Here is a 22156-nt window from a genome sequence, read left to right on the forward strand (position 1 = left end):
TTGGACGAAATGGATGCTTTGATGGACTCTATGTGCCAAATCATACATCCGTCGACGAGACACTTTCGTCCAGCGCACAGGCACACCGGTGCCGCGCCAACCCCCGAGCTTCAGGAGAAGTCATGAAACACCACTCGCTCGTCGCCGCCGCATTGGCGGCCCTGGTGGCTGTTGCCGCGGCCCCGACCGCCAACGCCCAATCGACGCCCGCCATCCCCGGCTACACCATGGGCCAGAAGTCGCTGGCCAAGGCGCCCTTCACCCTGGCCGATCTGGAGTCGCTGAAGAAGACGCTGCTGTTCACCGAAGAGGACATTCGCTACCTCCGCATGAGCAGGGCGATCCTGGCCGACCAGCACGAGGCCATCCTCGACGTCTGGTACGGCTTCGTCGCTTCCACCCCCGAGTTGGTCGTGTATTTCAAGAACAACAAGACCGGCGCTCCGGACGGTGCCTACCTGGGGGCCGTGCGCAAGCGCTTCGGCCAATGGATCGCCGATACGGCCGACGCCAACTACGACCAGTCCTGGCTCGACTACCAGTACGAGATCGGCCTGCGCCACACCACGCCCAAGAAGAACAAGACCGACGAGGCCGACAGCGTGCCGCTGGTCAACTTCCGCTACCTGTCGGCTTTGACGATTCCCGTCACGACCACGCTCAAGCCGTTCCTGGCGAAGAAGGGCGCCTCGGCTGCCGACGTCGAAAAGATGCACGCAGCATGGGTCAAGTCGGTGCTGCTGCAGTCCATCCTGTGGAGCTATCCGTACATCAAGGACGGTCAGTTCTGAGTCTTTGAAACCGATCCGTCCCAACATCCATTGTTCACTTCCACCTGAACCTGAAGGAACGACCATGAACCGCGTCCCCCTCGTCGACCGCAATGCCACCACTGCCGACCGCAAGGCCTTGCTCGACGCCATCCATGGCGCCTTTGGCGCCACGCCCAACATGTTCCGCGCCGTCGCCAACTCGTCGGCTGCGCTGAAGAGCATGTGGTCGTCCTTCGGCGCCTTGGGCGCCGGCGTGATTGCGCCCAAGCTCGGCGAGCAGATCGCCGTGGCCGTTGCCGATCGCAACGCCTGTGAGTACTGCCTGGCGGCCCACACCGCTCTGGGCCGCAAGGCCGGCGCCAGCGCCGAAGAAATGCAACACGCCCAAGCCGGTGAGTCGGCCGATGCAAAGATGCAAGCCGCGCTGCGCTTCGCCCTCAAGCTGGTCAATGGCCGTGGCCAGGTCGGCGACGCCGACGTGCAGGCGCTGCGCACGGTCGGGTTCGGTGACGAAGAGATCGTCGAGATCCTGGCTCACGTGGCGTTGAACCTGTTCACCAACTACGTCAATGTCGCCTTCGCAGTGCCTGTCGATTTCCCGGCCGTCAAGCTGCGCCGCGCTGCCTGAAGCCGCATTGTGGGGATAGCGCCGGCTGCCCGGCACGGCATCGCGCCGGGCTCTGCTGGCCTTGCAGCTGAGTCATGACCGCCACCAACCGCACAACCCAGGCCCTGCAAACCAGCCTGTGGCTCAACTCGCCGCAACTGGTGACCCTGGAGTGCCTGCGCGGACGCGCAGTGGTGCTGCACGCCTTCCAGATGTTGTGCCCGGGTTGCGTGTCGCACGGCCTGCCGCAGGCTTTGCGCATCCACCGGTTGTTCCCGCAGGAACAGGTCGCGGTGATCGGCCTGCACACCGTCTTCAAGCACCACGATGTGATGGGGCCCGAGGCCCTGCGCGTTTTCCTGCACCGGTACCGGATTCCGTTCCCGGTCGGTGTCGACCAAGCCGATCCAGGAGGTCCGGTGCTGATGACGATGCAGGGCCATGGGATGCGCGGCACGCCTGGCGTGGTGGTCTTTGACAGGGACGGCCGCGTTCGTCTGAATCACTCTGGTCAGATCGACGACCTGCATCTGCGCGCCATCGAGCGTGGCCAAGCCGATCCAGCATCGCCAGAGCCATGCCGGCTTCCACTGGAGGGTGGCCGGTCCCGAAACGGGCTGAAGGACGGGGCCACGGCACGCACCAAATGCAATGCTGCCGCTTCGGGCGCGCTGCATCCCCTCATCGCCCGATGTGACTCCAGGGTTGCCGCACGACTCGTCAGCGGCACCCGCAGCAGCCGCGCTGCTGGACGGGTTCTGCCACCACGGAGGCCGCCTGCAACGGCACCGGCGTGTAACCGGCCTCGGTGATGGCGTCATTCAGTTCCTGCGCGCTCGCTTCGGTCGGCTCCACCATGACGAGGTGCTGCGCCAGGTCGACGGTGACCTTTGCATCCTTGTCAGTGGCCTGGAGGGCCTTGGTGATGGTGCTGACGCAGTGGCCGCAGGTCATGTCATCCACTCGGAAGACTGGCATCGATTGCTCCTTGGGTTGTCGATCTCGTCATGATTGGCCTTGTCACTGTGGAAAGGTCAAGCCGCCTGGGCATGGCGTCAACGCCTGGCGTGGAGAAGCGGTCGTGCGGCGGGCCGCTGCCAGCCCGTGCATGGACTGCGTCAGCCGCAGGGCCGAGTCTGCTGTTCAGTGCGAGCCGTGCGCGGCGTGGGCGTTGCGGATCCAGGCCATCAGGTCGGCATGGGGCGACGCTGCGGCGTCCGCGTGGTTCACCTCTCCGGGCTGGCGTGCCGGTGTCTTGCGCAGCGGCCGCCGGCCCGCACGCCGGGGTTCAGGCGCGGCGGGACTCTCGGCCGCCAGTTCGGCCAGGATCGCGCAATGCGGGTCCTCGCTGCCGAGGCAGGAAGTCACCAGCCGCTCGAGCGCGGCCTTCATGGCCGCCATCTCGCGCAGCCTCTCGGCCAGGTCGTCGAGGTGCCGCCTGGCCACCGCCTTGACCTCGCGGCTCGTGCGGTGCCCGTTGCTCCACAAACCGAGCAGGTCGGCGATCTGCGGGATCGAGAAGCCCAGATTGCGTGACTGCCGGATGAAGCGCAGCACCGAGACGTCACGCTCGCTGTACTGGCGGTAGCCGGCGTCCGTGCGCTCCGCTGCAGGCACGAGTCCGATCTGCTCGTAGTGGCGGACCATCTTGGCCGAGACGCCGGCCGCTTTCGCCGCCGCGCCGATGTTCATGCTGCTGTTCATGGGTTCTCCCGGTTCAGTGGAGCCAGTTCAATCAGTGTCCACCTTCCCACAGGGGCAAGGTCAAGCGCTGCTGGGCGCCTGGCAGAGGGCACGGGTCGCCGGCCACCGGCGTGGTCGCGGCTCCCGAGCCACGTGCGCGGTCTCGTGGTCGCTTCCATCGTCAGTCCCGTTGCCGAAGGACCATGGGCAGCGTCACCGCCGCCAGACAGCTCCGCTGCAGCAACACTGTGTTGCTGCCACGGCAACACGGGTCTCCAAGACAATGACGGCCACTGCAGCGCAGGAGACTGGAGGCCCCGATGGACCGGCATCACGCCATGCACTGTTTCTGTCGTGTCGTAGAAACTGGCAGCTTCGCTGCCGCCGCGCGCGACCTGGACGTGACCCGCTCGGTGGTCACACGCACCATCCAGGAACTGGAGGCGTGGACGGCCAGCCGGCTGCTGGAGCGCACCACGCGCACCATGCAGCTCACCGAGGCCGGCGACCGCTTCTACGCCTACTGCCGGCGCGTGCTGCAGGACACCGAGCAGACCTTGTCGGCCATGCGCAGTGCCCGCGCCGGGCTGGCCGGGCGCATCACTGTGTCGACTCCCGTCTCGCTGACGCTGTCGTTCCTGAGCGACCACCTGCTCGCCTTCCAGGCGGCCCATCCGGCGTTGGAGCTCGATCTGCGCCTGAGCGACAAGCCGGTGGACCTGGTGCGCGAGGGGGTGGACCTCGCGCTGCGCGGCCGCGCAGCGCTCGAAGACTCCTCGCTCGTGGCGGTGCCGCTGATGACGCTGCCGCGCTTGGTCTGTGCTTCGCCGGGCTATTGGCAGCGCCACGCCAGGCCCGAGCATCCGCAGGCCCTGGTGCAGCATGACTGCCTGAGCTATGTGCTGGGAAGCGATGCCTCGCGCTGGGAATTTGACGGCCCCGACGGCCACCACGCCGTCGACGTGCGCGGTCGGCTGCGTTCCGACAACAGCCTGCTGCTGATCGACGCGCTGCGGCAGGGCCTCGGTGTCGGTCTGGTGCCCGAGCCGATGGCGCGTCGTGCACTGGCCGCCGGCGAACTCGAACTTGCGCTTGGCGACTACCGGGCCGAGCCGCGCACGTTGTACGCGGTCTACCCCAGCCGCGATCACCTGCCCGAGCGCGTCCGCGCGCTGGTGCGCTTTCTCAAGGAGCGCCTGCCCGCACCGGCCGTCGGCTGAGGGGACGTCGGCATCGCCAAGGGTCGTGGCGAATCGTGGCCGATCGTTGGCCAGGTCCGCTGCCTCGCCACCGACCACGAGGGACCGCCCAACGGTCAGCAGCCTGGCGGCGTGAAGTTCGCAGCCTGCGTTCAGACTGTCGACCTGTCGAGGCCCGACACCCGGAACCCACGCGACCAGGGGCACCGCCGTGCCGCTGGCCCCACCCCCGTGACGGGCAAGCGGCCGCCGAGCGGCCGGACCGCGGCATGCTGGGCCCGCGCGACCGACAGGTCTGCCGCCGGGTTGCTGCTGCCGCACAGGAGGTCCACCCGCTCGGTCAGGCGCACGCTGCCCGTCCCGCCGGCCACAGGCGGCCACCACGCGCAGGGCGCCCCCGGCGGCCAGCATCCGCCGGCGCGTGCATGGCAGCCCGGGTCGATCATGCGGTGGCCTGCGCGACCCCGGGTCTCGATGTTGAGTCTGCCCGCCCCCGTGCCAGGGCCTGCGCCACCTGGGCGACATGGGCGCCCTGGAACCGCGCGCCCGCCATCTCGTTGTCCGACACCTGCCGTGCGCCATCGCCGCCGGCCAGCGCCGTGGCGCCGTACGGCGTGCCGCCGGTGATCTCGTCCATGCGGGTCAGGCCCTCGAACGAGTAGGGCAGGCCGACGATGACCATCCCGTGGTGGAGCAGCGTCGTGTGGAAGCTCGTGAGGGTGGTCTCCTGCCCGCCATGCTGCGTGCCGGTGACGGCGAACACGCTGCCGACCTTGCCGATGAGCGCGCCGCGCGCCCACAGTCCACCGGTGCGATCGAGGAAGTTGCGCATCTGCGCAGCCATGTTGCCGAACCGCGTGGGCGTTCCGAAGACGATGGCGTCGTAGTGCGCCAACTCCTCGGGGTCGGCGATGGGTGCGCGCTGATCGAGCTTGTAGCCGCTGCCCCTTGCCACGGCTTCGGGCACCAGTTCAGGCACACGCCTGAGGTCAACCTCCACACCGGGCACGGATCGCGCGCCTGCGGCGACCGCTTCGGCCATCGTCTCGACGTGGCCCCAGCTGGAGTAATAGAGAACGAGAACGCGTGTGTTCATGGTTGGATCTCCTGTGAAGAAACTGAATTCATCGGATGCCAGGCAGCTCGAAGCCCAGCACCTCGGCGCCGTGGCGCGCGGCCAGCATCAGTGGTTGCGCGGCATCTGGCAGCACGAGGGCATCGCCGGCGCAGAGGGGCTGGCCGTTCACCGACAGCTCGCCGCACATCACGTGCAGGTAGCGGCTCTTGGCAGGTCGCGCCGGCAGCGCGAGCGGCGCGCCTTTGTCGGCCCGGCCCCACGACACCGTGGCGTCGGCATCGATGGGCAGGCCGTCCGCGCCTGCAGCCGAGGCGATCACCACCCAACTGCCTGCGACCGGAGGCATGAGCCGCAGCGTCTGGACCTGGGGCTCGACCCCGGTGGTTCGGGGTGCCAGCCAGATCTGGAAGTGGTGGTCGATCTCGTCGGCTGACGGATTCATCTGGCTGTGGCGGATGCCCGTGCCTGCGCGCATGCGCATCAGCTCGCCAGGTGCGATGGTGGTGTGTCCGCCGAAGTTGTCGCGGTGTTCGATGCGGCCCTGGCGCGGCAGCATCAGGATCTCGAGGTTGGCATGCGGGTGCATTGCGAAGCCGCGCCCGGGCTGCACGCGGTCCTCGTTGATGGCCAGCAGCGGGCCGAAGCGTGGCCACAAGGGGTCGTGCCAGTCGCCGAAGGAGAAGCTGAAGTGGGCGTCGAGCCAGTCGTTGGCGGCGTGGCCCCTGTCGGCCGCCCGGCGGATCTGGAATGAAGCGTCCATCATGGCCGGCTCCCGGTGCCCAGCAGCGTTGCCGCTGGCCGCGCGGTGTTGCTGCTGATCAGCCACAGCGCCGCGCCAATGAAGGCCAGCGCTGGCGCGGTGGTCCAGGGCAGGCGCTCGCCGAAGAACAGCGTGCCCGAGGCCACGCCAGTGGCCATCACCACGTAGCCCATGAAGCTGAAGGTCACAGGCTCGGCACGTTGCTGGAGCAGGAAGTAGAGGATGTAGCCGGCCACCAGGGCGGCAGCCTGCAGCGCCAGCCACGACAGCGCCGCAGCCGTCATCGGCACCTGCAGGCCACCCGCGACGGCACCGAACAGCGCCAGAAAGGTGGCGGACGACAGCAGCGTCAGGCCCGAGAGCCACTCGGCCGCCAGCCCCTGCGGCAACCGCACCGATCGGTAGACGTTGGCAGCGGCGATGACGGCAGGGATGGCCAGCACCAGCCACAGCGCGGCAGGCGCTCCATGGGCCGCGTCGGCGGTGTGATCGGCTTTCGTCGTCAAGACGCCACGGCCTGCCACGAGCAGCAGCGCGCCGGCCAGCCCGACGGCCACGCCAGCCACGCGGCGCAGCACCGGCCGCTCCAATCCCAGCAGCAGCGTGACGGCCAGCGTGAACACAGGCGGCAGCGTGAACGCCAGCGCCGTGAAGCCGGCACCCGCCTGGGAGGCCAGCCAGTAGGCCGCTGACATCGGCAGCGCGTGGCCGAACAGGCCGGCAATGGCGCCGAAGCGCAGCTGGGCCGCGGTGAAGGCTGGCCTGCCGTGGCGCAGATGGCCGATGCCCATCAGCACCAGCCCCGCAGCGGCCGTGGGCCACAGCGCAAAGGCCAAAGCGCCGACATGCTGCTCGGCAGCGGCCTTGGCCAGGGGCATGCCCAGGCCGAGGAAGATTCCGGTGCCCAACAGCACCGGCCAGAGGAAGGGTTTCATGTCGCGTCACCTCGTCGATGGGAGTCGAGGTCACTGTAGGCAGCGATGTCCAGCAGACATAGGCCGTGACGCGCACTTCATTGTTCGCGGGCCGCGATCAATGCCGAGGCGCGCAGCCTGTCGGGCAGGCCGCCAGGGGTGCTGCGGCGCGGCACGTCCAACTGCAGCGGACCGGCAGGGGCCACAGGTGTTGCCCGTGCGGCCGGATCCCGGTGCTGGTGCCGATGCCGAAGCGCTGGCCCGGGGCTGCCCGCAGGGCGCTTGACCTTGCCATTGCGGCAATCCGCAGCATGCCGGCATCAACACTTCCGGAGCCGAACATGACGACTGCACACATGCCCCGACCGCCCGGTCCTCGCAGCCTCCCGGCCACGCTGTCGGTCGGTGCGATCTCTGCGCTGGCGGCTGTGGTGCTCGCTGCCTGCCAGCCCGCCGTGCCAGATGCGCAGGCGAGCCCTGCCGCATCCGCGCCGGTGCCCACGGTGCCGGTTGCCCTGGTGCGATCCGTCGCCATGGAAGCCGGGACCACCCAGGTGGCCCGTGTCGAAGCGGCGCAGCAGGTCGAGCTGCAGGCGCGAGTCTCGGGCCCCATCGATGCGGTGCTGTTCCGCGAAGGCGACGCCGTGCGCGCCGGCCAGCCGCTGTTCCAGATCGACCCCAGGCCCCATGACGCAGCGCTTGCTCGCGCCCGTGCCGAGCTGCAGCTGGCGGAGGCGCGCGAGACGCTGGCCGCAGCCGAGGCCGCGCGTGCGCGCCAGCTGCACGCCGAGCACGCCATCGCCGGCGAGGAGATGGAGCGCCGCCTCGCTGCCCACGCCGAAGCCCGGGCGCGCCGTGCCGCAGCCGAAGCCGCGTTGCAGACGGCCCAGCTGGTGCGCGACTTCACGCTGGTGCGTTCGCCGATCGACGGCCGCATCGGCCGAGCGCTGGTCACGGCGGGCCACATGGTCACTGCTGGCGACAAGGCCACGCCGCTGGCCACGCTGGTCAGCATCTCGCCGCTGCACGTGCACATCGACGTCGCCGACCGCGCCCTGCAGCAGCGCCTGGCCGAGCGTGGCGGCGCCAAGGGCTGGAAGGCGCGCATCCTCGACGCCGACGGCCAGCGCGAACTGGCGCTGGCGCCGATCGACTTCACCAACCACTCCATCGACGCCGCCACCGGCACGGTGCGCCTGCGCGCCCGGGTCGATGCCGCCGTTCCGGGCCTGATGCCTGGCCAGTACGTGCGCGTGCAACTCGCGACGGGCGCGGCGCGGCCGGTGCTGCTGGTGCCCGACAAGGCCATCGGCACCGACCAGGGCCGGCGCTTCGTGCTGGTCGTCAACGATGCCGGCGAGGTCGCGTACCGCCCTGTTGGCGTCGGTGCGGCGCAAGGTGCGGACCGGATCGTGAGCGAAGGCCTGAAGGCCGGCGAGCAGGTGATCGTCTCGGGCCTGATGCGCGTGCGCCCGGGCATGACGGTGACGCCGCAGCAGCCCGCCGAGCCGGCGGCGCCACAGGCGCAGCGCGATCCGTGCCCTGTGCCCGACCGGTCTTGACCGATGGGGAGTGACTGACCATGAACCGACTTGCCCGACGCTTGATAGACCGCCCGATCGTCGCGATCGTGCTGTCTCTGGTGCTGCTGCTGGCCGGCCTGCTGTCGATGGGCCGCCTGCCGCTGACCGAGTACCCCAACGTGATGCCCACCACCGTGCAGGTGCGCACCGCCTACCCGGGTGCGAACCCGCAGGTGATCGCCGACACGGTGGCGACGCCGCTCGAGACCGAACTCACTGGACTGCCGGGCCTGCAGTCCATGGGCTCGAACGCCAGCGGCGACGGGCGCTACCTGTTGACGCTGAGCTTCGGCGCCGACGTCGACCCGGCCCGCGCCGAGACCGATGTGCAGAACCGCGTGGCGCGTGCGCTGCCTCGGCTGCCAGCCGAGGTGCAGAAGCTCGGCGTCGTCAGCGAGCGCGTCGCGCCCGACATGCTGATGGTGGTGCACCTCACGTCGCCGCAGGGCCGCTACGACCTGCTGCACCTGTCGAACTTTGCCCAGCTGCAGGTGCGTGACACGCTGCTGCGCGTGCCCGGCGTCAGCAAGGTCGTCATCTGGGGTGCGGGCGACTACAGCCTGCGCGTCTGGCTCGACCCCCAGCGCATGGCCGCGCGCGGCCTGGTGGCGGGCGACGTGGTCGACGCGATCCGCGCGCAGAACCTGCAGGTGGCTGCCGGCTCGGTGGGCCAGCAGCCCGACGCGCGCAGCGCACACCAGCTGCCGCTGACAGTGGCTGGGCGGTTGACGTCGCCCGAGGCCTTCGGCGACATCGTGCTCAGGAGCAGGCCCACCGGCGCGCAACTGCGCCTGATTGACGTGGCGCGGGTCGAGCTCGGCGCGAGCGCCTACTCGCTGCGCAGCCTGCTCGATGGAGAGCCCGCGGTCGGCATCCAGATCGTGCAGGACCCGGCCGCAAGTGCCGTCGAGGTGGCCGCAGGGGTGCGTGCGGCGATGGCGAAGCTGCAGCAAGGCTTCCCGCAGGACATCGCGCACCGCATCGCCTACGACCCGACGATGTTCGTCAAGGCCTCGATCCACAACGTCGTGCAAACGCTGGCCGAGGCCATGGTGCTGGTGGTGCTGGTGGTGCTGCTGTTCCTGCAGAACTGGCGTGCGTCGCTGATCCCGATCGCGGCGGTGCCGGTGTCGCTGCTTGGCACGCTGGCGGTGATGCACGCGGCCGGCTTCACGCTGAACACGTTGAGCCTGTTCGGCCTGGTGCTGTCGATCGGCATCGTCGTCGACGACGCCATCGTCGTCGTCGAGAGCGTCGAGCGTCACCTGGCACGCGGTCTCGAGCCGCGCGCGGCAGCGCTGGCGGCGATGAAGGAGGTGACGGGGCCGATCCTCGTCATCACGGCCGTGCTCGCCGCGGTCTTCATCCCGACCGCGTTCATGGGCGGTCTGTCAGGCCAGTTCTACCAGCAGTTCGCCCTGACCATCGCCATCTCGACCATGCTGTCGGCGATCAACGCGCTGACGCTGTCGCCGGCGCTGTCGGCCATGTGGCTCAAGCAGCATGCGGTGTCGGGCCAGGGCGTGCTCGCCCGATTCCTGGGTGGCTTCAACCGCGCTTTCGAGCGCGCGTCCGCGCGCTATGCGGTGCTGACGCATGCCGGCGTGAAGCGTGGTCTGCGCCTGCTCGCCGTCTACGCCGTGCTCGTGGCCGGTGCGGTGTGGAGCTTCAAGACCGTGCCCTCGGGCTTCGTCCCGGACCAGGACAAGTACTACCTGGTCGGCATCGTGCAGCTGCCGCCGGGTGCGTCGCTGGACCGCACCGAGGCGCTGACAAGGCAGGTCACCGCGATCGCGCTGGCGCAGCCGGGTGTCGAGAGCGTCGTGGCCTTCCCCGGCATCTCGATCAACGGTTTCGTCAACAGCCCCAACACCGCGGTGCTCTTCACGATGCTCGACCCCTTCGAGCAGCGCCAGGACCCGAGCCTGGCTGCCGGTGCGATCGCCGGGGCGCTGAACGGGCGCTTCCAGGGCATCGACGAAGGCGTCGTGGCGGTGTTCCCGCCGCCGCCGGTGCCCGGCCTGGGCCAGGCGGGCGGCTTCAAGCTGCAGATCCAGGACCGCCGCCAGCATGGCCACGAGGCGCTGAACGCCGCACTCGGCGCGGTGATGGCCGAGGCTGGCAAGGACCCGCGCCTGGTGGGCCTGTTCAGCGGCTACCAGACGGGCGTGCCCCAGCTCGCGCTCAACGTCGACCGGGAGAAGGCGCTGGCCATGGGCGTCCCGCTGGAGGGGATCTACCAGTCGTTGCAGGTCTACCTCGGTTCGCTCTACGTCAACGACTTCAACTTTCTCGGCCGCGCCTGGCAGGTCAACGTGCAGGCGGATGCGCCCTTCCGCGCGGATGCCACCGCGCTGGACCAGCTGTGGACGCGCAACGCGCAGGGGCAGATGGTGCCGCTGGCGGCGCTGGTGACGAGCCAGCCGGCGACCGGGCCCGACCCCGTGGGCCGCTACAACGGCGACGCGTCGGCCGATCTCTCGGGCATGCCGGCCCCGGGCGTCAGCTCGGTGGAGGCGGTGGCGGCGATGGAAGCCATCCTCGCGCGCACGCTGCCTGAAGGCTTCACGTTCGAGTGGACGGATCTCACCTACCAGCAACTCCAGGATGGCTCCAGCGGCCTGTGGGTCTTCCCCCTGGCTGTGGGCCTGGCCTTCCTGATCCTGGCCGCGGCCTACGGCAGCTGGAGCCTGCCGCTGGCGGTGCTGGCCATCGTGCCCACCGTGATCCTGGGCGCCTTGGGCGGCGTCTGGCTGGCCGGTGGCGACAACAACCTGTTCACGCAGATCGGCCTCGTCGTGCTGGTGGGCCTGGCGACGAAGAACGCGATCCTGATCGTGGAGTTCGCGCGCCGGCGGCAGCAGGAAGGTGCCTCGGCTGTCGACGCCGTGGTCGAGGCGGCGCGGCTGCGCCTGCGCCCGATCCTGATGACCTCGCTGGCCTTCGTGACGGGGGTTCTTCCGCTGGTCTTCGCCAGCGGGGCCGGCGCCGAGATGCGCCAGGCCGTCGGCGTGGCGGTCTTCGCCGGGATGCTGGTGGTCACCGTCGCGGGGCTGCTGTTCACCCCCGTGTTTTACGTGCTGCTGCAACGGCGCCGCGCCGGTCGCGCGGCCGCGCCGGCCGCGGCGCAATGAGGAGCGTCACATGATCAAGACAAGCTTGACGGCCATCGCGCTGGCGGCCTGGCTGGTGGCTTGCGGCACCGCACCGCCTCTGGCCGCGCCAACGGCAGCGCTGCCGACGGCGTTTGCGCAAGGGCAGGGCATCGATGCCGGTGGCGTGGCGCAAGCCGACTGGTGGACGGTGTTCGCCGACCCGTCGCTCGATCTGCTGATCCAGCGCGGACTCCAGGCCAACCTGGACCTGCAGCAGGCCGCCGAGCGGGTGCAGGGCTCGCGGGCGCTGGCCGCAGGCGCCCAGGCCGAGCGCGGGCCCGGCGGCGGCGTCGGTCTCGATGCGCGGGCGCAGCAGCTCAGCCGCGTCGAGGCGCCTGGAGCGACGCGCGACGCGCGTCGCAGCGACAGCGTGTCCGCCGCCGCCGGCCTGTCGTGGGAGATCGATCTGTTCGGCCGGCTCCGCACCACGGCGGAGGCCGCGGATGCACGCGCCCGGGCGGTCGAGTCCGATGTCGGCGCCATGCAGCTGGCCGTCGGCGCCGAAATCGCCCATGCCTGGTTCGGCCTGAACGGAACGCGGGCGCAGCTGCAGCTGGCGCGGCGGGTGGTGGACAACCGCCGCACGCTGCTGGACCTGGTGCTGCGGCGTGTCGCGGCCGGCGTCGCGTCGCCGCTCGACGAGGCACGCACGCGCACCGAACTCGCGGCGGCCGAGGCCGAGCTGCCAGCCCTTGACGCGGCGCTGGCCGTGTCCACGCATCGGCTGGCGGTGCTGCTGGGTGTTTCGCCCTCCGGCTACGAGGCGCCCGCAGCGGCCCATCGGTCGCCAGCGCTGGTGGCGCTGCGCCTGCCCGACCCCGCGCAGTGGGCGGCGCAGCGCCCGGACCTGCAGGCAGCCGAAGCCCGCCTGCAGGCGCTTGCGCTGGACGTCGAGGCGGTGCGCGCCGAGTTCCTGCCGCGGCTGTCGGTTGCCGGCGCACTTGGCGTCCTGGCGGGCTCGGTCTCCGGGCTGGGTGCGGCTGGTGCTGCCGCGTGGTTCGTGGCGCCCCGTGTCTCAATGCCGGTGTTCGATCACGCCCGCATCGACGCCCGGCTGCAGGTTGCCCGTGCCGGCGAGCGCGAAGCCCTGCTGGCCTACCGGCAGCGCGTGCTGCTGGCCACGGAAGAAGTGGAAAGCGCGCTGGCCCGGGTGCGGCAGGGGCAGCTGCGCCTGGCATCCCTGCAGGAACAGGCGCGGCAGGCCGTCGTCGCCGGGCAGCTCGCGCGCAAGCGCTTCGAGGCCGGCGGCACCGATCTCCTGGAACTGCTGGATGCGCAGCGCTCGACGCAGCGCGCCGAGATCGAACTGTCTGTGGCCTCGACAGAGCAGCAGCAGCAGGTGGTGGGGCTGCAGCGCGCACTGGGAGCGCGCTTCCTGCCGGCGGGGCGCGCAGCAGTGGTGGGTCCCCTCCAGGGGGAGCGGTGATGCATGTGCACGCTCAGGCAGCCGCACATGGCAGGTCACCTGGGATGCCGGTTTGTCGTGCAGGGCTTGGTCCGATCGGGAACACCCCGGCTGGCCGAACAACGTAGACTCCGTACATGCGTGTGTTTGTCCGAACGCTGTTGGTCTGGCTGATGGTCCTTGCGCTTCCGGTGCAGGGTGCGGCTGCCGCGTCCATGGCGTTCTGCGGTCCCGACCACCACGGCGACGGTTCAGCCGGCCTTGTGGTGACCAGCGCGGTCTCCGGGCATTCGCACCACAGCGGTGCTGACGTCGCACACGGCTTCGAGGTGGTCGCATCGGCCGAAGCCGCTGTCGCCGACGACCCGTCAGCCATGCTGAAGGCCGGCCAGGCAGCCAAGCAGAAGTGCAGCGTCTGCGCTGCCTGCTGTTCGCTGGGTGCCATCCTGGGCACGGTGCCAGTGGTTCCAATGACCGATTCGGCGCCGACCGTGTTCACCATCGTCGTGCCCACCGTCGACACGTTCGCCGCCGACGGTCCTGACCGGCCCCCTCGAAGCGTTCTCGTGTAACTGGCCCGGGTTGACGTGCGCGCAGTGACGCGCGGCCCGGTGTCAGGTCCTGTTCCGTCCCCGCCGCGGCTGCGGCAGGGGCGCCTTCAGACGTTCACACGAGGATTCCATGGTCCCAACCCCCATGCGCCGGCGCAGCCCGTGCGCACTGCCGAGCCTGCTGTTCACGGTGCTGCTGGCAGCCCAGGCCCAGGCGCAGTCGCCCGTCGCGACGCGGCCCGATCCGCTGGACCCGAAGGCCCAGGTGCCTTCGGTTCGCTACGCGTCATCGTTCGCGCAGTTCCGTCGCCTCGGTGACGACAAGCCTCTGGCCTGGCGCGAGGCCAACGATGCCGTCGCGCGCATCGGTGGCTGGCGGGTCTACGCCCGCGAGGCGCAGCAGCCCGAGCCGGGCGCAGCGGACAAGCCCTCTGGGCCGGCGCAGGCGCCGGCCCAGACGCCGTCGATCGCACCCGCGCCAGCGGCCAAGCCGGTGCCGCCGGGGCACGCCGGTCACCAGCAATGAGGGCCGCACGATGAACCATGACATTCCCAGGCGTTCCCCCGCAAGGGGCGGCGTCCGCGGTCGCCGGCTGCTGGCGCTGCTGAGCAGCGCCGCCATGCTGGGGGGCTGCGCAAGCTTCACCCCGGACGGTGGTTTCAGCGCAGTGGAACGGACCACCAAGGAGCGCATCGGCAAAGAGCTGCAGTGGGCGCGTGGCGACGCCGACCTCGACACCATCTCCAGGCGCGTGGCGGAACTGCTGGCCAAGCCACTGACGGCGGGCGATGCGGTGCAGATCGCCTTGCTCAACAACCGCGGCCTGCAGGCTGGTATCCAGGAGCTCGGCATCACCGAGGCCGAGGTCGTCCAGGCGGGACGTCTGCCGAACCCGGGCTTCAGCGTCGGGCGATCGCGAAGTGGCGACGAGCGCGAGATCGAGCGTGGCCTGCACGTCAACCTGGCGCGCCTGGTGGCAATGCCCATGATCGGCCGCATGGAGGCGCGGCGCTTCGAGCAGGCGCAGGCCCGCGTGGCGATGAGCGTGCTGTCGCTGGCCGCCGACACGCGCAAGGCCTACTTCACCGCGCTGGCAGCCGAAGAAACCGTGCGCTACATGCGGCAGGTGAAGCAGGCGGCCGATGCCAGCGCCGAACTCGCCCGGCGGATGGAGCAGGTCGGCAACTTCAACAAGCTGCAGCGTGCCCGGGAACAGTCGTTCTATGCGAGCGCTGCGCTTCAGCTCGCCCGGGCCGAACAGGCGCAGCGTGCGACGCGGGAGCGTCTGGTGCGGCTGCTGGGGCTGTGGGGCGCGCAGATCCAGTTCGCCTTGCCCGAGCGGCTGCCGGACCTGCCGCCATCGCCACTGGAACTGCCCGACGTCGAGCAGGTGGCCCTGGCCCAACGGCTGGACGTGCAGGCTGCCAAGCTGGCAGCGGAGCAGACGGCCAGCAGCCTTGGCCTGACGAAGACGACGCGCTTCGTCAACGTGCTGGAACTGGGTCTGATGCGCAACAGCTCGAACGAAGGGCCGACCCAGCGCGGCTGGGAGATCGGCTTCGAGCTGCCGCTGTTCGACTGGGGTGGCGCCCGCGTCGCGCGTGCGGAGGCCATCTACATGCAGACGCTGCACCGCGCCGCCGAGACCGCGATCAACGCGCGCTCCGAGGTGCGCGAGGCCTACACCGGCTACCGCTCGGCCTACGACATCGCACGGCACCACCGTGACGAGATCGTGCCGCTGAACCAGCGCATTGCCGAGGAGAACGTGCTTCGCTACAACGGCATGTTCATCGGCGTGTTCGAGCTGCTCGCCGACGCGCGCACGCAGATCACCAGCGTCAACGCCTCGATCGAGGCGCTGCGCGACTTCTGGATCGCGCAGGCCGACCTCGACATGGCCTTGATCGGCAAACCCAGCCTGGCTGCAGCCGCCGGCCCCGTGATGGCGGCCGAAGCCGCTGGCGCTGGCCATTGAACATGAAGGACGCTCCAATGCTTTCCCGACGCAAGATGCTCGGTGGCGCCGGTGCCATCACGGCAGCGGCCGCCGCCGCCTCGGTCAGCAAGGTGGCCATGGCCGCGCTGCCCGAGCCGGTCATGCAGACCAAGCCCGACACCATGCCGCCGCTGGCGCCGAACACCGGGCGCCCCTACAACCCCGTCGTGACACTCAATGGCTGGACACTGCCCTGGCGCATGAACAACGGCGTCAAGGAGTTCCACCTTGTCGCCGAGCCGGTGGTGCGCGAGATGGCGCCGGGTTTCAAGGCCCACCTGTGGGGCTACAACGGCCAGAGCCCCGGTCCGACCATCGAGGTGGTGGAAGGCGACCGCGTGCGCATCTTCGTCACCAACAAACTCGGCGAGCTCACCAGCATCCACTGGCACGGCCAGCGCCTGCCCAACGGCATGGACGGCGTGACCGGGCTCAACCAGCCCGGCATCCCACCCGGCAAGACCTACGTGTACGAGTTCGTCGCGCGCCGCCCCGGCACCTTCATGTACCACCCGCATGCCGACGAGATGGTGCAGATGGCCATGGGCATGATGGGCTTCTGGATCACGCACCCGAAGCAGAAGCATCCGCTGATCGACGAGGTCGACCGCGACTTCTGCTTCCTGCTCAACGCCTACGACATCGATCCTGGCGCGGCCACGCCGAAGATCATGACGATGCTGGACTTCAACCTGTGGAGCTGGAACAGCCGCATCTTCCCGGGCATCGATCCGCTGGTGGTGCGGCACATGGACAAGGTGCGCATCCGCGTCGGCAACCTGACGATGACCAACCACCCGATCCACCTGCACGGACATGAGTTCCTGATCACCGGCACCGATGGCGGCCCCACGCCGAAGAGCACGCGCCAGTACGAGGTGACGGCCGACATCGCCGTGGGACAGATGCGGCAGATGGACTTCCTCGCCGACGAGGAAGGTGACTGGGCCTTCCACTGCCACAAGAGCCACCACACGATGAACGCGATGGGCCACGACGTGCCGACCATGATCGGCGTCGACCACCGCGGCGTGGCGCGGCAGATCACCCAGCTCATCCCCGACTACATGGTGATGGGCGAGCGCGGCATGAAGGACATGACCGAGATGGAGATGCCGCTCCCCGACAACACGGCGCCGATGATGGCGGGGCAGGGCCCCTTCGGCGCGGTGGGCATGGGCGGCATGTTCAGCGTGGTGAAAGTGCGCAAGAACCAGAAGCGCGGCGATTACAGCGACCCGGGCTGGTACCAGCACCCGCCCGGCACGGTGGCATACGAGTTCACCGGCGCCTTGCCCGACCCGGCGCGCTTCAAGGCCGACACCAGCCCCGGACCCGGCTCCATGCCGGCACTGGCCAAGCCCGCCCAGGACGTCGAGGTCAAGGTGCGCAAGCCGGCGGGCGGCCACTCGGGCCACTGATGGCAAGCGCAGATCGCAGCACAGACACGACCGCCATCCCGTCGTCATGGACCACCGCCGATCGCCACATTCCAAGGAAACCCGCATGTCCGACTGCACATCCAAACCGCCCGCCCGCCGCGCCGCCCTCACGCGCATGGCGGCAGCCACCGCTGCCGCGGCACTGCCTTTGCTGACGGCACCCGCGCGGGCGCACACCGACAAGCCGCACGCCCCCAAGAAGGGGCCGGTCGTCAAGGAACAGAAGGACTGGGGCATTGCCGGCGATGCCAAGAACGCCAAGCGCACCATCGAGGTCCGCATGGCCGACAACATGCGATTCACGCCGGAGCGCATCGAGGTGCGTCAGGGCGACACCGTGAAGTTCGTGGTCCGCAATGCCGGCCAGGTGATGCACGAGTTCGTCATCGGCACCAAGGCCGAGAACGCCAGGCACGCCGAGATGATGGTGAAGTTCCCGAACATGGAGCACGACGAGCCGTACATGGCGCATGTCCCGCCCGGCAAGGCCGGCGAGATCGTCTGGACCTTCAACCGCGCTGGACAGTTCGAGTTCGCCTGCCTGATCGCAGGCCACTACCAGGGTGGCATGGTGGGCACGATCATGGTCGCGCCGGCGGGCAAGTCATGAAGCGCCGAAAGTTGTTGGGCGCATTGCTCGGCGCTGGCGGGCTGCTGGCCATCCCCGCGGTGCTGCAGGCGCAGGGCCCGGCAGTGCTCGTCGAGGTCTGGAAGAGCCCGACCTGCGGCTGCTGCAAGGACTGGATCACCCACCTCGAAGCCCACGGCTTTCGGGTCAAGGTCAACGATGTCGGCAACACCGCAGCCCGCGCCCGGCTGAAGGTGCCGATGAAGCTCGGGTCATGCCACACCGCCTGGGTCGGCCGCTACGCCATCGAGGGGCACGTCCCCGCAGCCGACATCCGCCGGCTGCTGAAGGAGCGCCCCGACGCGATCGGCCTGGCCGTCCCGGGCATGCCGCTCGGCTCGCCGGGCATGGACGGTCCTGCCTACGGCAACCGGCAGGATCCCTACGACGTGCTGCTCATCGCCCACGATGGCAGCACCCAAGTCTTCAACAGCTACTTCAAGCCAAAGGAACGCTCATGAACCACCAACGATCCCTCTTCCGCAGCGCCAGCCTGGCTCTGGTGCTTTCGGCCGCAGCCGCGATGCCGGCCTGGGCCGCAAGCCACCAAGGCGCACATGGTGCGCATGGCGACCACGGCAAGCCGACGTCGCAGGCCGCCGCCGGCGACATGACCGACGGCGAGGTTCGCAAGGTCGACAGGGAGGGCGGCAAGCTCACCCTCAAGCATGCCGACATCAAGAGCCTGGACATGCCGGCGATGACGATGGTGTTCGTCGTCAAGGACAAGGCCATGCTCGACAAGCTCAAGGCCGGCGACAAGATCAAGTTCAAGGCCATCAACGACGCGGGCAAGTACACCGTCACCGAGCTGCAGATGGCACAGTGAGCGGCGCTGGCCGCAGGTCACATCGTGGACATCGCCTGGTCGCCCGATGGCCGCCTTGCGCACAAGGCACGGGTTGCCGCAGGCAAGTCTGTCGAGGTCTGCGGCGCGCTGGCAGTGGGGGGCGTGGTTCGCTGGCGTTTCACGACCGGCGCGCCAGTGGACTTCAACATCCACCCACGCTGATTCGACGTGCTGCAGCAGGCGGCGTCGATCAGGATGCCCGGCGACGCGCCCGCCCCGGTTGCAGCCCTGCGGTCCTGCCGGCTGAGTGACGGCTGTCGGCTGGCGGCGTGGCAGTTTCGTGGGAGAGCGAGTCGATGATCGGGCAGTCCGGCCGGTCGTCACCGTGGCAGCAGTGCACGAGGTGCTCCAGCGTGGCCTTCATCGACTGCAACTCCTTCAGCTTCTCGTCGAGTTCCTGGATGTGCGCCTGTGCCAGCGCGCGCACCTGCCGGCTCGGCCGCTTGCGGTCTTGCCACAGGCCGAGCAGTTCGCGAATCTGCTCGATCGAGAAGCCCAGGTCGCGCGACTGGCGAACAAAGCGCAGCGTGCTGACGTCCTTGGCGGTGTACTGCCGGTAGCCCGACTCGGTGCGTTCGGCCTCGGGGAACAGCCCGACGCTCTCGTAGTGGCGGATCATCTTCGCCGACACGCCCGACGCTTTGGCGGCTTCGCCGATGTTCATGCGCATCGCTGCTCTCCCAGGGCGTCCACGGTTTCGGGTTGCCGACTTGGCGGGCTCTTCAGTTCCGCCGCGCGTGCCCCGGCGACACCCTGCCAGCGGCGCAGCGTCAGCGCGTTCAGCACCACGCTGACGCTGCTGAAGGCCATCGCCGCGCCGGCGATCACGGGGTTCAGCAGGCCGATTGCCGCCAGCGGAATGCCCAGCACGTTGTAGCCGAAGGCCCAGAACAGGCCCTGCTTGATCTTCGCGTAGGTGCGGCGCGAGATGTCCAGCGAGTCGGCCACCAGGCGCGGGTCGCCGCGCATCAGCGTGATGCCGGCGGTCTCGGTCGCCACATCGGCACCGCCCGCCATCGCGTACGACACCGACGCGGCGGCAAGCGCCGGGCCGTCGTTGAGGCCGTCGCCGACGAAGGCCACGATCTCACCGGCATCGCGCAGTTCCTTGACGATGGCCGCCTTGTCGCCGGGCAGCACCTCGGCCCGCACCTCGGTGATGCCCAGTTCCTTCGCGACGGCCTCGGCCGCGCCGCGGTTGTCGCCGGTCAGCATCACGGTGCGGATGCCGAGCTGATGCAGGCGGGACACCGCCTCTGCGGCCGCAGGCTTGACCGTGTCGCCGAAGGCCAGCAGGCCCAGCAGGCGCTGCTGGCCGGCATCGGACTGAACCAGCCAGGACACGGTGCTGCCATGTTGCTCCAGGCGCTGGGCTTCGGCATGCAAGCCGCCTGTCTCCAGACCCAGTTCACGCAGCAGGCGCGTGCTGCCGAGGGCCAGCGTCTGGCCGCGCACCACGCCCTGCACCCCACGCCCGGGCAGGGCCTGGGCATCGTGTGCCTGGGGGATCGGCAGGCGCTCGTGGCGAACCTGGGCCATCACGGCCACCGCCAGCGGATGGCTGCTCGACTTCTGCAGTGCGGCGGCCAGTCGCAGCACCTCGCCCCGGTCCGAACCTTCGGCGGCCACGACGGCAGCCAGCGACGGCTTGCCCTCGGTGAGGGTGCCTGTCTTGTCGAACGCCACCACGGTCACCGCATGCGCGACCTCCAGCGCCTCGGCGTCCTTGATCAGGATGCCGTGGCGCGCCGCGACACCCGTGCCGGCCATGATGGCCGTCGGCGTGGCCAGGCCCAGCGCACACGGGCAGGCGATGACCAGCACGGCCACGGCGTTGATGAGCGCCTGCTCCCAGTCGCCCGTGAAGCCGACCCAGCCGAGGAAGGTCAGCAGCGCGATCACCAGCACCACCGGCACGAACACCGCGCTCACGCGGTCGACGATGCGCTGGATCGGCGCCTTCGCGGCCTGGGCCGACTCGACCATGCGGATGATGCGGGCCAGCGTCGTCTCCGCGCCGATGGCGGTGGTGCGCACCGTCAGCGCGCCCTCGGCATTGATGGCGCCCCCGGTCACTTTGTCGCCGACACCCTTGGCCACCGGCAGGCTCTCGCCGGTGATGAGCGATTCATCGATGTGGCTGCGGCCTTCGACGATGTCGCCGTCGACCGCCACGCGGTCACCGGGGCGCACGATCACGAGGTCGCCCACCAGCACCTGCTCCACCGGAATGTCCACCTCGGCGCCACCGCGGCGCACGCGCGCGGTGGTCGGGCGCAGCGCGTTCAGCGCCCGGATCGCATCGGCGGTCTGGCGCTTCGCGCGCTGTTCGAGCCACTTGCCCAGCAGCACCAGCGTGATCACGGCTGCGGAGGCCTCGAAGTAGAGGTGGGGCATGCCATGCGCGGCGTGCTTGAGGAGCAGGTAGACCGACAGCCCATAGGCCGCCGAGGTGCCCAGCGCCACCAGCAGGTCCATGTTGCCGGTCTTCGCCAGCGCAGCCTTCCAGCCCGCGCGGTAGAAGCGCCAGCCGAGCCAGAACTGCACCGGCGTGGCCAGCGCCAGCTGGATCCAGCCGTCCGGCATCCAGTCGATGCCGAACAGCTGCAGCAGCATGGGCAGCACCAGCGGCAGCGTCAGCGCACCGCTCAGGGCCACGGGCCACCAGGCGGGCAGGCGTGGCGCCGCCTGCGGCGTCGCGTCCTGAAGGTCCTTCGTGGTGTAGCCGGCCTTGCGCACGGCAGCGGCCAGCATGTCGGCGGTCACGGCGGCGTCGGCCTGGACCGAGGCCTGCTCGGTCGCCAGATTGACGCTGGCCTGCCGGACCCCGGGCACCGCCATGAGCGACTTTTCGACGCGGGTGACGCAGGAGGCACAGGTCATGCCGGTGACCTGCAGCGTGATCTCGGAGGAATCGGCGGTGATCATGAAGACCTCGGGCAGTTGTTCGATGTGGCGCATCGTCAAGCTTCTGACGATGGCAAGGTCAACAGCCTTCGAAAGATTCTGCCTTCAGCGCGTCTGCCGAGCCGGCCCGTCAAGTGACCTGTCTGTGGCGCTGCGCACCGGGCGCGTGCTGCGCCACGGCGCCTGCGGCGGCACAGGGCGGCGGGGACACAGCGGTACCGGCACCGAGTCGGCTGATGCCAAAGGCGTGCAGGTGCGCCGGCAGCGTCCTCGCCGGACCCCGACGCAGGCCTGCGTTCGCCGTGCCAGGGATTCAGTAGCGTTCCGGCCGCAGCACCGTCACCGATGCGAAGTGCATGGCCACGCTGAAGTTGGCGGCGTAGTTCGCGAGCACCTGCTCGGCGATGTGGTCGGCCACCGCCTCGTCGCAGATCACTTTCATCTCGATCGTGCGGTCGGCTTCCCAGGCGCCCTCGCGCTCGCCCTCGCGGCCGACGGCGCGCACGTCGTAGACCGTCCAGCTCTGTGCGCCGGCGGCCTTGACGTCGCGCACGAGGTTCTTCTCCAGCGCAGCCTCGGCAACGATGACGAGCAGGGACTTGGGATGCTTGGCGAGCATGT

23 protein-coding genes are annotated in these 22156 nt (G+C 69.6%); 15 read left to right on the plus strand and 8 right to left on the minus strand.

Features of this window, described 5'->3' with window-relative positions; translation table 11 throughout:
• The first annotated feature begins 122 nt into the window (after positions 1–122).
• From FFT10_RS13820 to FFT10_RS28215, 3 genes are all read left to right on the plus strand, one after another.
• The gene (locus FFT10_RS13820) at positions 123–791 is read left to right on the plus strand and encodes a protoglobin domain-containing protein (protein ID WP_137733411.1); all 669 of its coding nucleotides are present in this window, start codon (positions 123–125) and stop codon (positions 789–791) included.
• Positions 792–855: 64 nt separating this feature from the next.
• Positions 856–1401 carry a carboxymuconolactone decarboxylase family protein gene (locus FFT10_RS13825; protein ID WP_137733412.1) on the plus strand — a complete coding sequence of 182 codons (546 nt, stop codon included), beginning with the start codon at positions 856–858 and terminating at the stop codon, positions 1399–1401.
• 74 nt (positions 1402–1475) lie between these two features.
• Positions 1476–2192 carry a peroxiredoxin family protein gene (locus FFT10_RS28215; protein WP_228027108.1) on the plus strand — a complete coding sequence of 239 codons (717 nt, stop codon included), beginning with the start codon at positions 1476–1478 and terminating at the stop codon, positions 2190–2192.
• Here the strand turns inward: FFT10_RS28215 and FFT10_RS13835 are convergent.
• The gene (locus FFT10_RS13835) at positions 2101–2358 is read right to left on the minus strand and encodes a heavy-metal-associated domain-containing protein (protein WP_137733413.1); all 258 of its coding nucleotides are present in this window, start codon (positions 2356–2358) and stop codon (positions 2101–2103) included. The two genes, FFT10_RS28215 and FFT10_RS13835, sit on opposite strands and share 92 nt — an antisense overlap.
• Positions 2359–2523: 165 nt before the next feature.
• The gene (locus FFT10_RS13840; RefSeq protein WP_306446573.1) at positions 2524–3084 is read right to left on the minus strand and encodes a MerR family DNA-binding protein; all 561 of its coding nucleotides are present in this window, start codon (positions 3082–3084) and stop codon (positions 2524–2526) included.
• A gap of 299 nt (positions 3085–3383) precedes the next feature.
• Here FFT10_RS13840 and FFT10_RS13845 point away from each other — a divergent pair, with 299 nt between their 5' ends.
• Complete coding sequence (locus FFT10_RS13845; protein ID WP_137733414.1) at positions 3384–4283, plus strand: LysR family transcriptional regulator; 900 nt, start codon at positions 3384–3386, stop codon at positions 4281–4283.
• 421 nt (positions 4284–4704) lie between these two features.
• On the opposite strand, the gene wrbA is transcribed toward FFT10_RS13845, so the two are convergent.
• Genes wrbA through FFT10_RS13860 form a run of 3 tightly spaced genes read right to left on the minus strand, consistent with a single transcriptional unit; the run spans position 4705 to position 7035 of the window.
• Positions 4705–5358, minus strand: a complete 654-nt coding sequence (gene wrbA / locus FFT10_RS13850; RefSeq protein ID WP_137733415.1) for an NAD(P)H:quinone oxidoreductase — start codon at positions 5356–5358, stop codon at positions 4705–4707.
• A 28-nt stretch (positions 5359–5386) separates the two neighbouring features.
• A complete protein-coding gene (locus FFT10_RS13855; RefSeq protein WP_137733416.1) occupies positions 5387–6103 on the minus strand; it encodes a pirin family protein in 717 nt (238 codons plus the stop codon).
• Positions 6100–7035, minus strand: coding sequence for a DMT family transporter (locus tag FFT10_RS13860; RefSeq protein WP_137733417.1), 936 nt, complete (start codon positions 7033–7035; stop codon positions 6100–6102). Before FFT10_RS13860 ends, FFT10_RS13855 begins: the two co-directional genes overlap by 4 nt.
• A gap of 335 nt (positions 7036–7370) precedes the next feature.
• Here FFT10_RS13860 and FFT10_RS13865 point away from each other — a divergent pair, with 335 nt between their 5' ends.
• The 11 genes from FFT10_RS13865 (at position 7371) to FFT10_RS27650 (ending at position 18790) form a co-directional block, all read left to right on the plus strand.
• The gene (locus FFT10_RS13865; protein ID WP_228027116.1) at positions 7371–8576 is read left to right on the plus strand and encodes an efflux RND transporter periplasmic adaptor subunit; all 1206 of its coding nucleotides are present in this window, start codon (positions 7371–7373) and stop codon (positions 8574–8576) included.
• 20 nt (positions 8577–8596) lie between these two features.
• Positions 8597–11731, plus strand: a complete 3135-nt coding sequence (locus FFT10_RS13870; RefSeq protein WP_137733419.1) for an efflux RND transporter permease subunit — start codon at positions 8597–8599, stop codon at positions 11729–11731.
• Positions 11732–11756: 25 nt separating this feature from the next.
• Entirely contained in the window at positions 11757–13178 is a 1422-nt protein-coding gene (locus FFT10_RS13875; protein ID WP_162520795.1) for an efflux transporter outer membrane subunit, read from the plus strand.
• A gap of 116 nt (positions 13179–13294) precedes the next feature.
• On the plus strand, positions 13295–13729 hold the full coding sequence (locus tag FFT10_RS13880; RefSeq protein WP_137733421.1) for a hypothetical protein: 435 nt from the start codon (positions 13295–13297) through the stop codon (positions 13727–13729).
• A 124-nt stretch (positions 13730–13853) separates the two neighbouring features.
• Positions 13854–14234, plus strand: coding sequence for a hypothetical protein (locus tag FFT10_RS13885; protein WP_137733422.1), 381 nt, complete (start codon positions 13854–13856; stop codon positions 14232–14234).
• A 10-nt stretch (positions 14235–14244) separates the two neighbouring features.
• Entirely contained in the window at positions 14245–15687 is a 1443-nt protein-coding gene (locus FFT10_RS13890; RefSeq protein WP_137733423.1) for a TolC family protein, read from the plus strand.
• Between the two features lie 17 nt (positions 15688–15704).
• On the plus strand, positions 15705–17129 hold the full coding sequence (locus FFT10_RS13895; RefSeq protein WP_137733424.1) for a multicopper oxidase family protein: 1425 nt from the start codon (positions 15705–15707) through the stop codon (positions 17127–17129).
• 85 nt (positions 17130–17214) lie between these two features.
• Positions 17215–17760: a cupredoxin domain-containing protein gene (locus tag FFT10_RS13900; RefSeq protein WP_137733425.1), complete on the plus strand. Its 546-nt coding sequence runs from the start codon at positions 17215–17217 to the stop codon at positions 17758–17760.
• Positions 17757–18239, plus strand: a complete 483-nt coding sequence (locus FFT10_RS13905) for a DUF411 domain-containing protein (RefSeq protein WP_137733426.1) — start codon at positions 17757–17759, stop codon at positions 18237–18239. The genes FFT10_RS13900 and FFT10_RS13905 overlap by 4 nt, the downstream gene beginning before the upstream one ends.
• Complete coding sequence (locus FFT10_RS13910; RefSeq protein ID WP_228027109.1) at positions 18236–18607, plus strand: copper-binding protein; 372 nt, start codon at positions 18236–18238, stop codon at positions 18605–18607. Before FFT10_RS13905 ends, FFT10_RS13910 begins: the two co-directional genes overlap by 4 nt.
• 24 nt (positions 18608–18631) lie before the next feature.
• On the plus strand, positions 18632–18790 hold the full coding sequence (locus tag FFT10_RS27650; protein ID WP_154694086.1) for a hypothetical protein: 159 nt from the start codon (positions 18632–18634) through the stop codon (positions 18788–18790).
• Between the two features lie 28 nt (positions 18791–18818).
• On the opposite strand, the gene cueR is transcribed toward FFT10_RS27650, so the two are convergent.
• The 3 genes from cueR to FFT10_RS13925 all read right to left on the minus strand — a co-directional run bounded on the left by cueR (position 18819) and on the right by FFT10_RS13925 (position 22154).
• Positions 18819–19292 carry a Cu(I)-responsive transcriptional regulator gene (gene cueR, locus FFT10_RS13915; protein WP_137733496.1) on the minus strand — a complete coding sequence of 158 codons (474 nt, stop codon included), beginning with the start codon at positions 19290–19292 and terminating at the stop codon, positions 18819–18821.
• A complete protein-coding gene (locus FFT10_RS13920) occupies positions 19289–21589 on the minus strand; it encodes a heavy metal translocating P-type ATPase (RefSeq protein WP_228027110.1) in 2301 nt (766 codons plus the stop codon). The genes cueR and FFT10_RS13920 overlap by 4 nt, the downstream gene beginning before the upstream one ends.
• A 259-nt stretch (positions 21590–21848) precedes the next feature.
• Positions 21849–22154, minus strand: coding sequence for a P-II family nitrogen regulator (locus FFT10_RS13925; protein WP_137733427.1), 306 nt, complete (start codon positions 22152–22154; stop codon positions 21849–21851).
• Between the last annotated feature and the right edge of the window lie 2 nt (positions 22155–22156).

The organism is Pseudaquabacterium pictum (assembly GCF_005403045.1).
In the GTDB taxonomy this organism is placed as follows: domain Bacteria; phylum Pseudomonadota; class Gammaproteobacteria; order Burkholderiales; family Burkholderiaceae_C; genus Pseudaquabacterium; species Pseudaquabacterium pictum.

Excerpts from the sequence above, each read along its gene's own strand:
- FFT10_RS13820 (WP_137733411.1), top strand. The coding sequence starts at position 123 with ATGAAACACCACTCGCTCGTCGCCGCCGCATTGGCGGCCCTGGTGGCT.
- FFT10_RS13825 (WP_137733412.1), top strand. The coding sequence starts at position 856 with ATGAACCGCGTCCCCCTCGTCGACCGCAATGCCACCACTGCCGACCGC.
- FFT10_RS28215 (WP_228027108.1), top strand. The coding sequence starts at position 1,476 with ATGACCGCCACCAACCGCACAACCCAGGCCCTGCAAACCAGCCTGTGG.
- FFT10_RS13835 (WP_137733413.1), bottom strand. The coding sequence starts at position 2,358 with ATGCCAGTCTTCCGAGTGGATGACATGACCTGCGGCCACTGCGTCAGC.
- FFT10_RS13840 (WP_306446573.1), bottom strand. The coding sequence starts at position 3,084 with ATGAACAGCAGCATGAACATCGGCGCGGCGGCGAAAGCGGCCGGCGTC.
- FFT10_RS13845 (WP_137733414.1), top strand. The coding sequence starts at position 3,384 with ATGGACCGGCATCACGCCATGCACTGTTTCTGTCGTGTCGTAGAAACT.
- wrbA (WP_137733415.1), bottom strand. The coding sequence starts at position 5,358 with ATGAACACACGCGTTCTCGTTCTCTATTACTCCAGCTGGGGCCACGTC.
- FFT10_RS13855 (WP_137733416.1), bottom strand. The coding sequence starts at position 6,103 with ATGATGGACGCTTCATTCCAGATCCGCCGGGCGGCCGACAGGGGCCAC.
- FFT10_RS13860 (WP_137733417.1), bottom strand. The coding sequence starts at position 7,035 with ATGAAACCCTTCCTCTGGCCGGTGCTGTTGGGCACCGGAATCTTCCTC.
- FFT10_RS13865 (WP_228027116.1), top strand. The coding sequence starts at position 7,371 with ATGCCCCGACCGCCCGGTCCTCGCAGCCTCCCGGCCACGCTGTCGGTC.
- FFT10_RS13870 (WP_137733419.1), top strand. The coding sequence starts at position 8,597 with ATGAACCGACTTGCCCGACGCTTGATAGACCGCCCGATCGTCGCGATC.
- FFT10_RS13880 (WP_137733421.1), top strand. The coding sequence starts at position 13,295 with ATGCGTGTGTTTGTCCGAACGCTGTTGGTCTGGCTGATGGTCCTTGCG.
- FFT10_RS13885 (WP_137733422.1), top strand. The coding sequence starts at position 13,854 with ATGCGCCGGCGCAGCCCGTGCGCACTGCCGAGCCTGCTGTTCACGGTG.
- FFT10_RS13890 (WP_137733423.1), top strand. The coding sequence starts at position 14,245 with ATGAACCATGACATTCCCAGGCGTTCCCCCGCAAGGGGCGGCGTCCGC.
- FFT10_RS13895 (WP_137733424.1), top strand. The coding sequence starts at position 15,705 with ATGCTTTCCCGACGCAAGATGCTCGGTGGCGCCGGTGCCATCACGGCA.
- FFT10_RS13900 (WP_137733425.1), top strand. The coding sequence starts at position 17,215 with ATGTCCGACTGCACATCCAAACCGCCCGCCCGCCGCGCCGCCCTCACG.
- FFT10_RS13905 (WP_137733426.1), top strand. The coding sequence starts at position 17,757 with ATGAAGCGCCGAAAGTTGTTGGGCGCATTGCTCGGCGCTGGCGGGCTG.
- FFT10_RS13910 (WP_228027109.1), top strand. The coding sequence starts at position 18,236 with ATGAACCACCAACGATCCCTCTTCCGCAGCGCCAGCCTGGCTCTGGTG.
- cueR (WP_137733496.1), bottom strand. The coding sequence starts at position 19,292 with ATGAACATCGGCGAAGCCGCCAAAGCGTCGGGCGTGTCGGCGAAGATG.
- FFT10_RS13920 (WP_228027110.1), bottom strand. The coding sequence starts at position 21,589 with ATGCGCCACATCGAACAACTGCCCGAGGTCTTCATGATCACCGCCGAT.
- FFT10_RS13925 (WP_137733427.1), bottom strand. The coding sequence starts at position 22,154 with ATGCTCGCCAAGCATCCCAAGTCCCTGCTCGTCATCGTTGCCGAGGCT.